This is a genomic window from Pseudomonas sp. M2(2023), assembly GCF_030263955.1.
Lineage (GTDB): Bacteria > Pseudomonadota > Gammaproteobacteria > Pseudomonadales > Pseudomonadaceae > Aquipseudomonas > Aquipseudomonas asiatica.
The window spans coordinates 1,808,800-1,822,820 of sequence record NZ_CP127114.1 but is presented as its reverse complement, the minus strand read 5'-3'; the positions used below and the strand labels follow the sequence as shown (position 1 = coordinate 1,822,820).

The window sequence follows — 14,021 nt, the reverse complement described above, 5'->3', positions numbered from 1 at the left end:
CAATTTTGCCCGCACTACATATGTGAACCATTCCCTGGCGGCGATCATCCCTGCTTGTGCTTTCACTCGCCTTTCACTGCCCGTTCGAATGCGGGCGTAGCTCGGGAGACGAAGCCACCCTCGGCCCGAGTCACCAATACCGCGGCAAGGCCATGCGCCACGGCAAAATCCCAGCCACGTTCCGGGCCCAGGATCAACAGCAGCGTCGAATAGCCGTCGGCCTGCAGCGCCGAGGCATCGAGCACGGTGACTGCGGCCAGGTCGTGCTGCACCGGGCGCCCGAGGCGGGCATCGAAGGTGTGCGAATAGCGCCGGCCATTCTCCTCGAAATAGTGCCGATAGTCACCCGAGGTCGATACCGAAAGGCCATTGACCGGGATGATCTGGCGGGCTATCTGGCGATCTTCGCGGGGTAGCTCCAGGGCGATGCGCCAGGGGCTGCCATCCGGTTTGCGGCCGGCGGCCTTGAGCTCGCCGGTGGCTTCGGCGACAAAGTTGGCCACGCCCATGGCCTGCAGGCGCGCGGCGATCAGGTCGACGGCATGGCCGGCGGCGATGCTGTTGAAGTCGAGCTGCACCGGGGCGTCCTTGCACAGGGCCTGGCCGTCGATATGCAGATGCCGGTAGCCCACACGCTGGCGCACCTGGGCCAGGGCCGACGGGTCGGGCACCTGTTCGTGACGGGCCTGGGGGCCGAAGCCCCACAGGTCGAGCAAGGGTTCGACGGTAAGGTCGAAGGCGCCGCCGCTCTGCTCGGCCAGGTGCTGACCAAGGCTGACCAGTTCGAGCATGTCGGCCGGCAGCACCAGGCACTGGTTGGCGGGCAACTGGTTGAAACGGCTGATGGTGGAGTCGCCGCGGTAGGTCGAGTAGTGCTGGTCGATGTCGTGCAGGATGGTTTCGACCGCTGCCTGCACCTGGACCGGCGCCGGGCCGCCGGGTTCGCGCACGTACTGGATGCTGTAGCTGCTGCCCATGGTCGGGCCGCCCAGGCGCTCCAGGGTGGGGCCCTGGTTGCAGGCGGTGAGCAGCATGAGGATGAACAGCAAGGCTGTGCGCAAGGTTCGGGCTCTCGGTTGCCTGTGCCGGCTTCTTCGCGGGTAAACCCGCTCCCACAGGTATACCACTGCCCTCACGGACGACGCGGCCCTGTGGGAGCGGGTTTACCCGCGAAGAAGCCGGCACAGGCAACACAAATTCTGGATAAAAAAAAGGGAACCCGAAGGTTCCCGTTTTTTCATTGCCTTACAAGCGTATCAGTGCGGAAACGCTGGCGGGTTCACACCGGCCATCTCTTCCATCACACGAACCACCTGGCAGCTGTAACCGAATTCGTTGTCGTACCAGACGTACAGAACAACGCGGTTGTCATTGCAGATGGTCGCTTCGGCGTCAACCACACCGGCGTGGCGCGAACCGACGAAGTCGGTCGAAACCACTTCCTGCGAGCTGACGTAATCGATCTGCTTGTGCAGTTCCGAGTGCATGGCGGTCTGGCGCAGGTACTCGTTGATCTCGTCGCGGCTGGTGGCCTTCTCGAGGTTCAGGTTGAGGATGGCCATCGAAACGTTCGGCGTCGGTACGCGAATGGCGTTGCCGGTCAACTTGCCCTTCAGCACTGGCAGTGCCTTGGCGGCAGCAGTGGCGGCGCCGGTTTCGGTGATGACCATGTTCAGCGGCGCGGCGCGGCCGCGGCGGCTGCCCTTGTGGAAGTTGTCGATCAGGTTCTGGTCGTTGGTGAACGAGTGAACGGTTTCGACGTGGCCGTTGACGATGCCGTACTGGTCGTTGATGGCCTTGAGCACCGGCACGATGGCGTTGGTGGTGCAGGAAGCGGCCGAGATGATCTTGTCATCGGCAGCGATGTCACCGTGGTTGATGCCGTGCACGATGTTCTTCAGCGCGCCCTTGCCAGGTGCGGTGAGGATCACGCGGGCAGCGCCCGGGCAGGCCAGGTGCTGGCCCAGGCCGTCGGCATCACGCCATACGCCGGTGTTGTCGACGATCAGCGCGTTTTCGATGCCGTACTGGGTGTAGTCGACTTCGCTCGGGCTCTTGGCGTAGATAACCTGGATCAGGTTGCCGTTGGCGGTGATGGTGTTGTTGGCTTCGTCGATGGTGATGGTGCCATCGAACGGGCCGTGCACCGAGTCACGGCGCAGCAGGCTGGCACGCTTGACCAGGTCGTTCTCGGCGCCCTTGCGCACGACGATGGCGCGCAGGCGCAGGCCGTCGCCGCCACCGGTCTTCTCGATCAGGATGCGCGCCAGCAGGCGGCCGATGCGGCCGAAGCCGTACAGGACAACGTCGGTGCCTTTGCGCGCCGAAGCGTTCTGCTGGCCAACCACCTCGGCCAGTTCTTCACGGACGAACTGCTCGGCAGTGCGGCCATTGCCTTCCTGCTTGAACTTGTTGGCCAGCTTGCCCAGGTCGACCGAAGCGGCGCCCAGTTTCAGCTCGCTCATGGCCTTGAGCAGGGGGAATGTCTCGTGGACGGACAGTTCGGTTTCGTCGGCTTGACGATGACGCGCAAAGCGGTGCGCCTTGAGGATCGAGATAACCGAACGGTTGATCAGGCTACGGCCATAAATCGAGCTCACCACGTTGTTGTTGCGGTAGAGCTGACCGATAAGCGGGATCATCGCTTCAGCCAGGGCTTCACGATCGATCCACTCACCAAGACACTGGTCGGGCTTCTGAGTCACGGGAACCTTCCACATGTAGGGACAGAAAAAAGGGGCTACATTATGACGCCCCAACGCGTTGCGGGCAATGAGTGCCTGTCGCGGCCACGCAAGCCAGCGTTCATGCCCTTTCGAACCTGACAGCCGGCACCGTCACCGGTACAATCGATCTCTTTGCCGCAACGCTTGGAGTGCAATCTCCCGTGTCAGTTCTGCGCCTACCGCAAATGTCGGCCACGGCCGGCAAACAAACCTGGGGCAATCTACCCGGTGCCGCCCTCAGCCTGGCCATCGCCGAGGCCGCCAGCAGCGCGGGCCGCTTCACTTTGCTGCTGACTGCCGACAGCCAGGCTGCCGATCGTCTGGAACAGGAACTTCGCTTCTTTGCCCCGGACCTGCCGGTGCTGCCGTTCCCTGATTGGGAAACCCTGCCCTACGACCTGTTCTCGCCGCACCAGGACATCATTTCCCAGCGCATCGCCAGCCTCTACCGCCTGCCCGAGCTGAGCCACGGCATCCTCGTGGTGCCGGTCACCACCGCCCTGCACCGCCTGGCGCCGACCCGCTTCCTGCTGGGCAGCAGCCTGGTGCTGGACGTGGGCCAGACCATCGACGTGGAGCAAATGCGCCTGCGCCTGGAGGCCAGTGGCTATCGCTGCGTCGACACCGTCTACGAGCATGGCGAGTTCGCCGTGCGCGGCGCGTTGATCGACCTGTTCCCGATGGGCAGCAAGCTGCCCTACCGTATCGACCTGTTCGATGACGAGATCGAGACGCTGCGCACCTTCGACCCCGAGACCCAGCGCTCGATCGACAAGGTGGACTCGGTGCGCTTGCTGCCGGCGCGCGAGTTTCCGATGCAGAAAGAGGAAGTGACCCGCTTCAAGGCGCGCTTCCGCGAACGCTTCGATGTCGACTTCCGCCGCAGCGCGATCTTCCAGGACCTGGCCAGCGGCATCATCCCCGCCGGCATCGAGTACTACCTGCCGCTGTTCTTCGAAGAAACCTCGACCCTGTTCGACTACCTGCCAGCCGACACCCAGGTGTTCTCGCTGCCCGGCGTGGAACAGGCCGCCGAACACTTCTGGAACGACGTGCGCGGGCGTTATGAAGACCGCCGTGGCGACCTGAGCCGGCCGCTGCTGCCGCCGGCCGAGCTGTTCCTGCCGGTGGAAGACTGCTTTGCCCGGCTCAAGCAATGGCCACGGGTAGTGGTCAGCACCGAAGACCTCGACCCGGGCGTGGGTCGCGAGCGCTTCCCGGCACGCGCCCTGCCCAACCTGGCAATCGAAGCCAAGGCCAACCAGCCCCTGGCCGAACTGGCCAACTTCCTCGACCAGTTCCCCGGCCGGGTGTTGTTCACCGCCGAATCGGCGGGCCGCCGCGAAGTGCTGCTGGAGCTGCTCGAGCGGCTGAAACTGCGCCCGCATACCGTCGACGGCTGGGCCGACTTCATCACCGGCAGCGAACGCCTGGCAATCACCATCGCCCCACTGGACGAAGGCCTGCTGCTGGACGACCCAGGCCTGGCCCTGATCGCCGAAAGCCCGCTGTTCGGCCAGCGGGTCATGCAGCGCCGGCGCCGCGACAAGCGCGGCGAAACCGCCAACGACGCGGTGATCAAGAACCTGACCGAGCTGCGCGAAGGCGCGCCGGTGGTGCACATCGACCATGGTGTGGGCCGTTACCTGGGCCTGGCCACCCTGGAAATCGACGGCCAGGCCGCCGAATTCCTCACCTTGGAATACGCCGAGGGCGCCAAGCTGTACGTACCGGTGGCCAACCTGCACCTGATCGCCCGCTACACTGGCAGCGACGATGCCCTGGCACCGCTGCACCGGCTGGGCTCGGAGGCCTGGCAGAAGGCCAAGCGCAAGGCCGCCGAACAGGTGCGCGACGTCGCCGCCGAACTGCTCGATATCTATGCCCGCCGCGCCGCGCGCAAAGGCTATGCATTTGCCGACCCGTCCGCCGACTACGCCACCTTCAGCGCCGGCTTCCCGTTCGAGGAAACCCCGGATCAACAGGCTGCCATCGAAGCCGTGCGTGCCGACATGCTGGCGCCCAAGCCGATGGACCGCCTGGTGTGCGGCGACGTCGGCTTCGGCAAGACCGAAGTCGCCATGCGCGCAGCGTTCATCGCCGTACACAGCGGCCGCCAGGTGGCCGTGCTGGTACCCACCACCCTGCTCGCCCAGCAGCACTACAACAGCTTCCGCGACCGCTTTGCCGACTGGCCGGTGACCGTGGAGGTGATGAGCCGCTTCAAGTCGGCCAAGGAAGTGGCCAACGCCGCCGCCGAGCTGGCCGAAGGCAAGATCGACATCCTTATCGGCACCCACAAGCTGCTGCAGGACGATGTACGCTTCAAGGACCTTGGCCTGGCCATCATCGACGAAGAGCACCGCTTTGGCGTGCGCCAGAAGGAACAGCTCAAGGCCCTGCGCAGCGAAGTGGACATCCTCACCCTCACCGCCACGCCGATCCCGCGTACCCTGAACATGGCGGTGGCGGGCATGCGCGACCTGTCGATCATCGCCACGCCACCGGCGCGCCGCCTGTCGGTACGCACCTTCGTCATGGAGCAGAACAAGAGCACGGTCAAGGAGGCGCTGCTGCGCGAGCTGCTGCGCGGTGGCCAGGTGTACTACCTGCACAACGATGTGAAAACCATCGAGAAATGCGCCGCCGACCTTGCCGAACTGGTGCCAGAGGCGCGCATCGGCATCGGCCACGGGCAGATGCGCGAGCGCGAGCTGGAACAGGTGATGAGCGATTTCTACCACAAGCGCTTCAACGTGCTGGTGGCCTCGACCATCATCGAAACCGGCATCGACGTGCCCAGCGCCAACACGATCGTCATCGAGCGTGCCGACAAGTTCGGCCTGGCCCAGCTGCACCAGTTGCGCGGCCGTGTTGGCCGAAGCCACCACCAGGCCTACGCCTACTTGCTGACGCCAACCCGGCAGAAGGTCAGCGCCGACGCCGAAAAACGCCTGGAGGCGATCGCCAACACCCAGGACCTCGGTGCCGGCTTCGTGCTGGCCACCAACGACCTGGAGATTCGCGGCGCCGGTGAGTTGCTGGGCGAAGGCCAGAGCGGGCAGATCCAGGCGGTGGGCTTTACCTTGTACATGGAAATGCTCGAACGCGCGGTCAAGGCGATCCGCAAGGGCACCCAGCCCAACCTTGAGCAGCCGCTGGGCGGCGGACCGGAAATCAACCTGCGCCTGCCGGCACTGATCCCCGAGGACTACCTGCCCGACGTGCATGCACGGCTGATCCTGTACAAGCGCATTGCCTCGGCTGCCGATGAAGAAGGCCTCAAGGACCTGCAGGTGGAAATGATCGACCGCTTCGGCCTGCTGCCCGAGCCGACCAAGAACCTGATGCGCCTGACCTCGCTCAAGCTGCACGCGGAAAAGCTCGGCATCAAGAAAGTCGACGCCGGCCCCAACGGCGGCAAGATCGAGTTCGAGGCCGAGACCCCGGTCGACCCGCTGACCCTGATCAAGCTGATTCAGGGCCAGCCCAAACGCTACAAGTTCGAAGGCGCCACCCAGTTCCGTTTCCTGGTGCCGATGGAACGCCCCGACGAACGTTTCAATACCCTGGAGGCGCTGTTCGAGCGCCTGACCCCACAGCCTGCCTAAGGAAGACCCATGCGTGCCATCCGTTGCCTGACCCTGCTGCTGGCGCTGTTCGCCCCGGCCGCCTTCGCCGAAGGCCTGTATCAGGTAGAAATGATCCTGGTGCGGCAGAACAGCGTGCCCGCCTTTACCAGCCCGTTCGCCCCGGAAGACTGGAGCGCCGGCGCTCCGCGCCTGGAAAAGGACGCCGAGCGCCGTCTGGCGCTGGAAGACGAAGCCACCCGCCTGGAAGCCACCGCCGACTACACCGTGCTGCTGCACAAGGCCTGGCAGCAGCAAGTGGGCAGCGAGCCCAGCCGCATCGCCTTGGGTGAAGGCGTCGAGCAGTTTGGGCACTTCCCCATCGAAGGCAACCTGAGCATCGCCGAGGGCCGTTTCATCGCGGTCGAGGCCAATTTCTGGGTCAACCAGCTGGACGGTAACGGCAGCGTGCTGCAAAGCGAGCAGTTCAAGCAGAGCAACAGCAACGTCAAGGGCGGCCAGCTGACCTTCCTCGATGGCGGGCACCTGGCGGTGCTGCTGAAGGTGACACCACCAGGTACGCCTAAAATGCCGGTAATGGACCCGGAGATGATGGAGCAGTGATGCAATGAGCCGTGACGCTCTCCAGTTGCTGCGCGAGTACCCGAACTGGACCCAGTCGTTCACCGGCCCGGTCCTGCAACGCGGCGAGCGTTACGCCCGGGAAGACCGGGTAGAGATCGAAAGCTGCATCGGCGCGCTCGTCGAAGCCAGCTGTCGTGGCAGCGAGGGCAGCCCTTATCGGCAGAAGATAACCCTCACCGCCCTGGCTGGCCGCTGCCATGTACGCGGCCAGTGCAGCTGCCCCGTGGGGCATAACTGCAAGCATTGCGCCGCCGCGCTGTTCGTCCTTAGCGAACAACAGGCAACGATAAAAAGTCATGGTGACGCATTACCGGCCGATCTGCAGCGCTGGCTGAAAGGTCTCGAACAGCCTGCGCAGGAGCCTGCCGAAACCCAAGACAAACGTGGGCGCATGGTTTGCTACCAACTCAGGCTGACCGATGAGCCCGGCTGCGCGCTGCGGGTACGCAAAGGCACTCGCGAAGACCAGGGCGTTCGCTATAGCCGTGTGCAGTCACTCTACGATTTCCTTTACGAACCCCCGCGCTTCGTCAAGGAAGACGATATCCGCATCTTGCGCCTGCTTTCGGCGCTCAATCAGGCCGGCAGCCAGGACCGCGGCTACCAGCTCAAAGGCCGGGAAGGCGGCGAACTGTTCCAGCGCGCGCTGGATACCGGCCGCATGCTCTTTGACGAAAACAAGCCCCTGCTGCGCGAGGGCCCTACGCTTGCGGCCGAGTTTCGCTGGGTGCGGCTGGACAATGGTCACTATCGGGGCATCTGGTACCACGGTGAAACGCCGCTGAACTGCGTGATTGCGCTGCTGCCACTTTACTATTTCGATTTCACCGGCAGCGTGGTGGGCAAGCTCGAGCACAGCCTCGATCCGCATATTGCCCTGCAACTGACCATCGCTCCTGACGTTCCGGAACACCTTGTCGTGCCCCTCAGCCACAAGCTCAACGCCTTGAACCACCAACTCCCTACGCCGACCACGCTGGACGAACAACTCATTGACGACCTGCAACCCAGGCCGTACCTGACCCTGGGCAGCCTCGAATTCAGCGCCTACATGCCCAAGACCGGCCGCATGCAACGGCAGATGCAACACCGTGCCGCGCTGGCATTCGACTACGACGGCCTGCGAACCAGCGGCAGCGACGACAAGCCGCTGACCCGCCTGGTCGGCGATACCTGCCAGCGCATCCGCCGCCAGCCCCAGGCCGAACAGGCGCTTCGCAAGGTGCTGCGCGACCTCGGTTTCAAGGCCGCCACCCGGCAGAGCAAGGCCCTGCCAGACAGTGCCGGCGAGATGCTCCAGTTGCCCGATGACGAAGCCTGGCTGCGCTTTGCCCGAGAAGGCCTGCCGCGCCTGCGCGAAGCAGGTTGGGACATCGACATCCACCGTGACTTCGCTTTCAACCTGCAGGAGGTGGATGACTGGTACGCCACCATCGACGAAGCGCCCGGCCATGAATGGTTCGACCTGGAGCTGGGCATCGTGGTCGATGGCCAGCGCCACAGCCTGCTGCCGATCGTGCTGCAGCTGCTGCGCAGCAACCCGGAACTGCTGCGCCCCAGCGAACTGGCCCGGCGCAGTGACGACGAGCACCTGCTGATCGACCTCAACCGTGGTCGCCTCGACGCCCCAGCCCTGCGCGTTGCCTTGCCCTATGGCCGTATCAAGGCAGTGATGGGCACCCTGGGCGAACTGTACCTGCACGAAGACGCCGCTGGCCCCTCCCTGCGCCTGGACCGTGCCGATGCCGCACGCCTGAATGAAATCGACAGCCTTCCTTTGCACTGGGAAGGTGGCGAGCATGTACGCGACCTGGGCCGACGCCTGCGCGATGCCCGTGACTTGCAGGTAGAACCGCCCACCGGGTTGCAGGCAAGCCTGCGCCCTTACCAGCAACAGGGCCTGAACTGGCTACAAGCGCTGCGCGAGATGGGCACCGGCGGCATCCTCGGCGACGACATGGGGCTGGGCAAGACACTGCAGGCCCTGGCACACCTGCTGCTGGAAAAACAGTCCGGCCGCCTGAGTGCTCCAGCCCTGGCGGTGATGCCGACCAGCCTGGTGCCCAACTGGCTGGACGAAGCCCAGCGCTTCGCCCCCGGGCTGCGCGTGCTGGCCCTGCAAGGCCCGGGGCGCAGCAAGTATTTCGCCAAATTGCACGAATACGACCTGGTCCTGACCACCTATGCCCTGGTGCCGCGCGACCTCGAGCACCTGCGCGCCCATGCCTGGCATGTGCTGGTGCTGGACGAGGCGCAGAATATCAAGAGCAGCACCAGCAAGGCCGCCCTCGCAGTTTGCGAGCTGCGGGCCAATCAGCGCGTCTGCCTGACCGGCACGCCAATGGAAAACAACCTGGGCGAGCTGTGGTCGATTTTCCACTTCCTCATGCCTGGCTGGCTGGGTGACCTGAAGCGCTTCAACCAGGACTACCGCACACCGATCGAGCGCCACGGCGACAGCGAGCGCATGGCCCACCTGGCCAGCCGCATCCGCCCGTTCCTGCTGCGCCGCACCAAGGAGCAGGTGGCGACCGAGCTGCCGGCCAAGACCGAGATGGTGCACTGGGTCGAGCTTAGCGATGCCCAGCGTGACACCTACGAGGCCGTGCGGGTGGCCATGGACAAGAAAGTCCGCGATGAAATCGCCCGCAATGGCGCCGCGCGCAGTCAGATCGTCATCCTCGACGCCCTGCTCAAGCTGCGCCAGGTATGCTGCGACCTGCGCCTGGTCAAAGGGGTGGAAAGCAAAGGCAACCAGGCCGACAAGGGCAAACTGGGCGCGCTGCTGGAAATGCTCGAAGAGTTGCTGAGCGAAGGGCGCCGGGTGCTGCTGTTCTCGCAGTTCACCTCGATGCTGGCGTTGATCGAGCAGGAACTGGAGAAGCGCAAGATTCGCTACAGCCTGCTGACCGGCGACACCCGCGACCGGCGCACGCCGGTGCAGCAGTTCCAGCAGGGTGACAGCGAAGTGTTCCTGATCAGCCTCAAGGCGGGTGGCGTGGGCTTGAACCTGACAGCCGCGGACACGGTGATCCACTTCGACCCCTGGTGGAACCCGGCCAGCGAAAACCAGGCTACCGACCGCGCCTACCGCATTGGCCAGGACAAGCCGGTATTCGTGTTCAAGCTGATCACCCGGGGAACGGTGGAAGAAAAGATCCAGCTGTTGCAGCAGGAGAAGGCGGCGCTGGCGGCGAGCCTGCTGGATGGCGGGCAGGCCGGGCAATGGCGGCTGGGGGATGAAGAGATCGAAGCGCTGTTTGCGCCGCTGCCCGGGAAGCGCGGGCGGTAGCCCAGAATCCTTCGCTGCCTGTACCGGCCCCTTCGCGGGTAAACCCGCTCCCACAGGGAGATCAGTGCCCTCAAGGGCGGTGCCGTACCTGTGGGAGCGGGCATGCCCGCGAAGGGGGCCGGCGCGGTCAATCGACCAACTGCGCCTCTCGCAACGCCCCCAACGCCTCCAGCCACCGCGGCTGCTGGCGATAGTCAGTGCGCGCAAAACTGAAGCCTCGCATCCGAGCAAGGCGCGGCGATGGCTTGACTTTCAAGCGCTGCGCAGCCAGCAGAGCGAGCTCTGCCGAAGCCCGGTCATTACATACCAGGCCCACGTCACATCCCGCACCGAAAGCAGCCTCGACGCGACCAGCAACATCTCCGACCACATGGGCACCGGCCATGGACAGATCATCACTGAAAATCACGCCATCGAAGCCAAGCTCCCCCCTGAGAATGTCCTGAAGCCAGCGCCTCGAAAAACCGGCGGGCTTACTATCGACCTGGGGATAGATCACATGTGCAGGCATCACTGCCGACAGCTGGCGTGCCAATCGGGTAAATGGCACCAGGTCCGTCTTGCGCAGTTCATCCAGGCTGCGATCATCTACGGGAATGGCCACATGCGAATCGGCCTCAGCCCAGCCATGCCCAGGAAAATGCTTGCCGCATGCTGCCATGCCCGCTGCAGTCATGCCACGGATGAACGCCCCACCCAGCTGAGTAACACGCTGAGGATCACCATCGAAGGCACGCGCACCAATGACCGCACTGCGCCCATGATCCAGATCGAGCACTGGAGCAAAACTCAAATCCAGCCCGATCGCCAGCACCTCGGTTGCCATCAACCAGCCACAATGCCCGGCCAAACGCTCGGCATCATCGCTCTGGGCGATCTGCCGCATGGATGGCAACCTGACGAACCCTTCACGCAAGCGTTGCACCCGCCCACCTTCCTGATCGACCGCAATGATCAGGTCAGGGCGCAAAGCACGTACGGAAGCGCACAGCTCCCGCACCTGACGCGGGTGGGCAATATTACGAGCAAAGATGATCAAACCAGCTACTTCAGGCTGGAGCAATAACCGACGATCCTCAGGTGTCAGCCCCGTGCCTTCGATATCGACCATCAAGGCCCCCTGCATACAAACTGTCATTACAAAATCCTCTAATCGAATATCAGAAACCCATTACGGGCGAAGCGGAGAAATCTCCGCTTTGCCCGAGTCTCTGGAATGCGTGCTGCCTGGTACACCGGGGCACATTTCCCGGTGTACTCACGCAATACGCACATCGAAAACGCAGGATCCTGTCTCGGACCGAGCAGGGTGGAGCCTCGTCAGTCGACCAGTTGAGCGTCCTTCAACGCGGACAATGCCTGCTGCCAACGAGGCTGCTGACGATAGTCAGTCCGCGCAAACCCTTGCCCGCGCATGCCTGCGATGCGTGGCGAAGGTTTTACCTTCATGCGTTGTGCCGCACTCAGTGCCAGCTCCGCAGCCGCCCGATCATTGCAAACCAGCCCCATATCACAACCGGCGCTCAGTGCTGCTTCGATGCGGCTCGCCGCATCCCCGACAACATGTGCGCCGGCCATCGACAAATCGTCACTGAAGATCACCCCGTCGAAACCCAGCTCGCCACGCAGGATGTCCTGCAACCAGCGCCGCGAGAAGCCAGCCGGCTGGTTGTCAACCTGCGGGTAGATGACATGCGCCGGCATCACTGCCGCCAATTGCCCGCTCAGGCGGGTGAACGGCACCAGGTCGGCCTGGCGCAGCTGTTCGAGGCTGCGCTCATCGGTCGGGATGGCCACATGCGAGTCCGCTTCGGCCCAGCCATGCCCCGGGAAGTGCTTGCCACAAGCCGCCATACCCGCCGCATTCATGCCACGGATGAACGCCCCGGCCAGTTGCGTGGCACGCAGCGGGTCACCCTCGAAGGCGCGGCTGCCCACCACGGCGCTGCGCTGGTGGTCCAGGTCGAGTACCGGGGCAAAGCTGAGGTCCAGGCCAACCGCCAGCACCTCGGTCGCCATCAACCAACCGCACTGCTCGGCCAGGTACTCGGCGTTGTCATTGTCCGCTATCGCCCGCATGGCCGGCAGGCGCACAAAGCCCTGGCGCAGGCGCTGCACCCGGCCGCCCTCCTGGTCCACCGCCAGGATCAGGTCGGGCCGGATGGCACGGATCGACGCGCACAGTTCACGCACCTGGCGCGGGCTGTCGATGTTGCGGGCAAAAATGATCAGGCCAGCCACTTCAGGTTGGCGTAGCAGGTGACGGTCTTCGGCGGTCAGCCATTTACCGGCGATATCCACCATCAGGGAGCCTTGCAGGCTGACAGTCATGGGTAATCCTTCATTGAAGACTGAGAGAAGCCCACTGGGGGCAGGCGGCCTGCTCGATGCGCACCGGGCAATGGGCCGGCACCTGCTCGAACAGGCTTAGCAAATCGATGTTGCGCAGGCGTATGCATCCATGGGACAGCGCTACGCCCAAGGGTTCCGTATCCGGGGTGCCGTGCAGGTAGATATAACGGCGGAAGGTGTCGACCGCACCCAGGCGGTTGACACCCGGCTCGCAGCCACTAAGCCAGAGGATGCGGGTGAGGATCCAGTCCCGGCCGGGGTATTGCGCATGCAAGGCCGGCGACCACACCTCGCCGGTCCAGCGCCGCCCGGCCAATACCGCATTCAGCGGCAAGCCCGCGCCGATCTTCGCTCGCACCTGGTGCAAGCCACACGGCGTGCAACCCGAGCCGTTGCGCTCGCCGGCGCCGTTGCGCGCCGTTGAAACCGGCAGGCGTACGCGCAGCTGGCCATCGGCAAAACCATAAAGGCGCTGATCGGCGAGGGAAATGTGCAGGAAGTCGAGGTCAGGCATGGGCGCTAGCTTAGCCGAAGCGCCCTGCCCCGCCCAGCCTTCAGGCCTTGGCGGTGGTGGCGCCTGCGCTGGTCTTGGTGCGCGGACGCAGCTGCGCGGCGGCCATGGCGTCGTCGGTTACACCGCTATCGGCACGCATGCCCGCAGCCAGGAACGGCACCATCAGGCGCATTACCTGCTCGATCGAGGTATTGATGCCGAAATCGGTTTCGGCAATCGCCCGCAGGGCCTTGATACCAGACATGCTGAAGGCGGCAGCACCAAGCATGAAGTGCACGCGCCAGAATAGCTCCAGCGGAGGAATGCGCGGCGCGGCCTCGTTGACCAGTAGCATGTAGCGGCGGAACACCTTGCCGTACATGTCTTCCAGGTAACGCCGCAGGTGGCCCTGGCTCTGGCTGAAGGCCAGGCCCAGCAGGCGCATGAAGATCGACAGGTCGTTGTTGCTGCGCGGCTGCACGGCCAAAGCCTGCTCGACCAGCATTTCCAGCAGCTCCTCGAGGCTCGGCTTGTGCTCAGGCTTGGCCTGGCGCCGCTCCAGCTCACGTTCGAGGCTGGCGCAGAACGGCCCGAGGAAGCGCGAAAACACTGCCTGGATCAGGGCCTTCTTGGAGCCGAAGTGATAGTTGACCGCCGCCAGGTTGACCCCGGCCTTGCTGGTAATCAGCCGCAACGAGGTTTCTGCGAACCCCCTTTCCGCGAACAGCTGCTCGGCAGCATCGAGAATGCGTTCAACGGTTTCCGATTGGGCCATGACTACTCCGACTACTCCGCCAGACAAACAGGTGTTTGAAACATACGTTTCAGCCCTGCTTCTGTCAAGGCTCGGTGACCGGCCGGTCGCCATTTAAAAGCGCCAGGAGGGCGGCTGCAAGCGCCATTGCTGCTGTTTATTGCAGGTTTTGGCTTGCAGCGCATCCAGT

Annotated in this window: 9 protein-coding genes; 3 read left to right on the top strand and 6 right to left on the bottom strand. The window is 64.2% G+C overall.

The annotated features are described in order from the left end of the window. Window positions 1-62 precede the first annotated feature (62 nt). Together QN085_RS08410 and QN085_RS08405 are read right to left on the bottom strand one after the other, a co-directional pair. Window positions 63-1,061: an FAD:protein FMN transferase gene (locus QN085_RS08410; RefSeq protein WP_024086582.1), complete on the bottom strand. Its 999-nt coding sequence runs from the start codon at window positions 1,059-1,061 to the stop codon at window positions 63-65. A gap of 195 nt (window positions 1,062-1,256) precedes the next feature. Beyond that, a complete protein-coding gene (locus tag QN085_RS08405) occupies window positions 1,257-2,720 on the bottom strand; it encodes a glyceraldehyde-3-phosphate dehydrogenase (RefSeq protein WP_031324543.1) in 1,464 nt (487 codons plus the stop codon). A gap of 167 nt (window positions 2,721-2,887) precedes the next feature. On the opposite strand from QN085_RS08405, the gene mfd reads away from it, so the two are divergent. From mfd to QN085_RS08390, 3 genes are read left to right on the top strand one after another with little or no spacing between them, the layout of a single operon-like run. After that, on the top strand, window positions 2,888-6,337 hold the full coding sequence (mfd, locus tag QN085_RS08400) for a transcription-repair coupling factor (RefSeq protein WP_023661358.1): 3,450 nt from the start codon (window positions 2,888-2,890) through the stop codon (window positions 6,335-6,337). Window positions 6,338-6,346: 9 nt separating this feature from the next. After that, the gene (locus tag QN085_RS08395; protein ID WP_013971723.1) at window positions 6,347-6,919 is read left to right on the top strand and encodes a CsiV family protein; all 573 of its coding nucleotides are present in this window, start codon (window positions 6,347-6,349) and stop codon (window positions 6,917-6,919) included. Window positions 6,920-6,923: 4 nt separating this feature from the next. Continuing rightward, window positions 6,924-10,232, top strand: coding sequence for a DEAD/DEAH box helicase (locus QN085_RS08390; protein WP_023661359.1), 3,309 nt, complete (start codon window positions 6,924-6,926; stop codon window positions 10,230-10,232). Between the two features lie 127 nt (window positions 10,233-10,359). Here QN085_RS08390 and nagZ (QN085_RS08385) read toward each other — a convergent pair whose 3' ends face one another. The 4 genes from nagZ (QN085_RS08385) to QN085_RS08370 all read right to left on the bottom strand — a co-directional run bounded on the left by nagZ (QN085_RS08385) (window position 10,360) and on the right by QN085_RS08370 (window position 13,852). Further along, on the bottom strand, window positions 10,360-11,358 hold the full coding sequence (nagZ, locus tag QN085_RS08385; protein ID WP_013971721.1) for a beta-N-acetylhexosaminidase: 999 nt from the start codon (window positions 11,356-11,358) through the stop codon (window positions 10,360-10,362). A 194-nt stretch (window positions 11,359-11,552) separates the two neighbouring features. Further along, window positions 11,553-12,551 carry a beta-N-acetylhexosaminidase gene (gene nagZ / locus QN085_RS08380; protein WP_169774649.1) on the bottom strand — a complete coding sequence of 333 codons (999 nt, stop codon included), beginning with the start codon at window positions 12,549-12,551 and terminating at the stop codon, window positions 11,553-11,555. Between the two features lie 22 nt (window positions 12,552-12,573). Then, window positions 12,574-13,098 (bottom strand): L,D-transpeptidase, encoded by a 525-nt coding sequence (locus QN085_RS08375; protein WP_013971719.1) that lies wholly within the window; start codon window positions 13,096-13,098, stop codon window positions 12,574-12,576. Between the two features lie 40 nt (window positions 13,099-13,138). Next, the gene (locus tag QN085_RS08370; protein ID WP_013971718.1) at window positions 13,139-13,852 is read right to left on the bottom strand and encodes a TetR/AcrR family transcriptional regulator; all 714 of its coding nucleotides are present in this window, start codon (window positions 13,850-13,852) and stop codon (window positions 13,139-13,141) included. Between the last annotated feature and the right edge of the window lie 169 nt (window positions 13,853-14,021).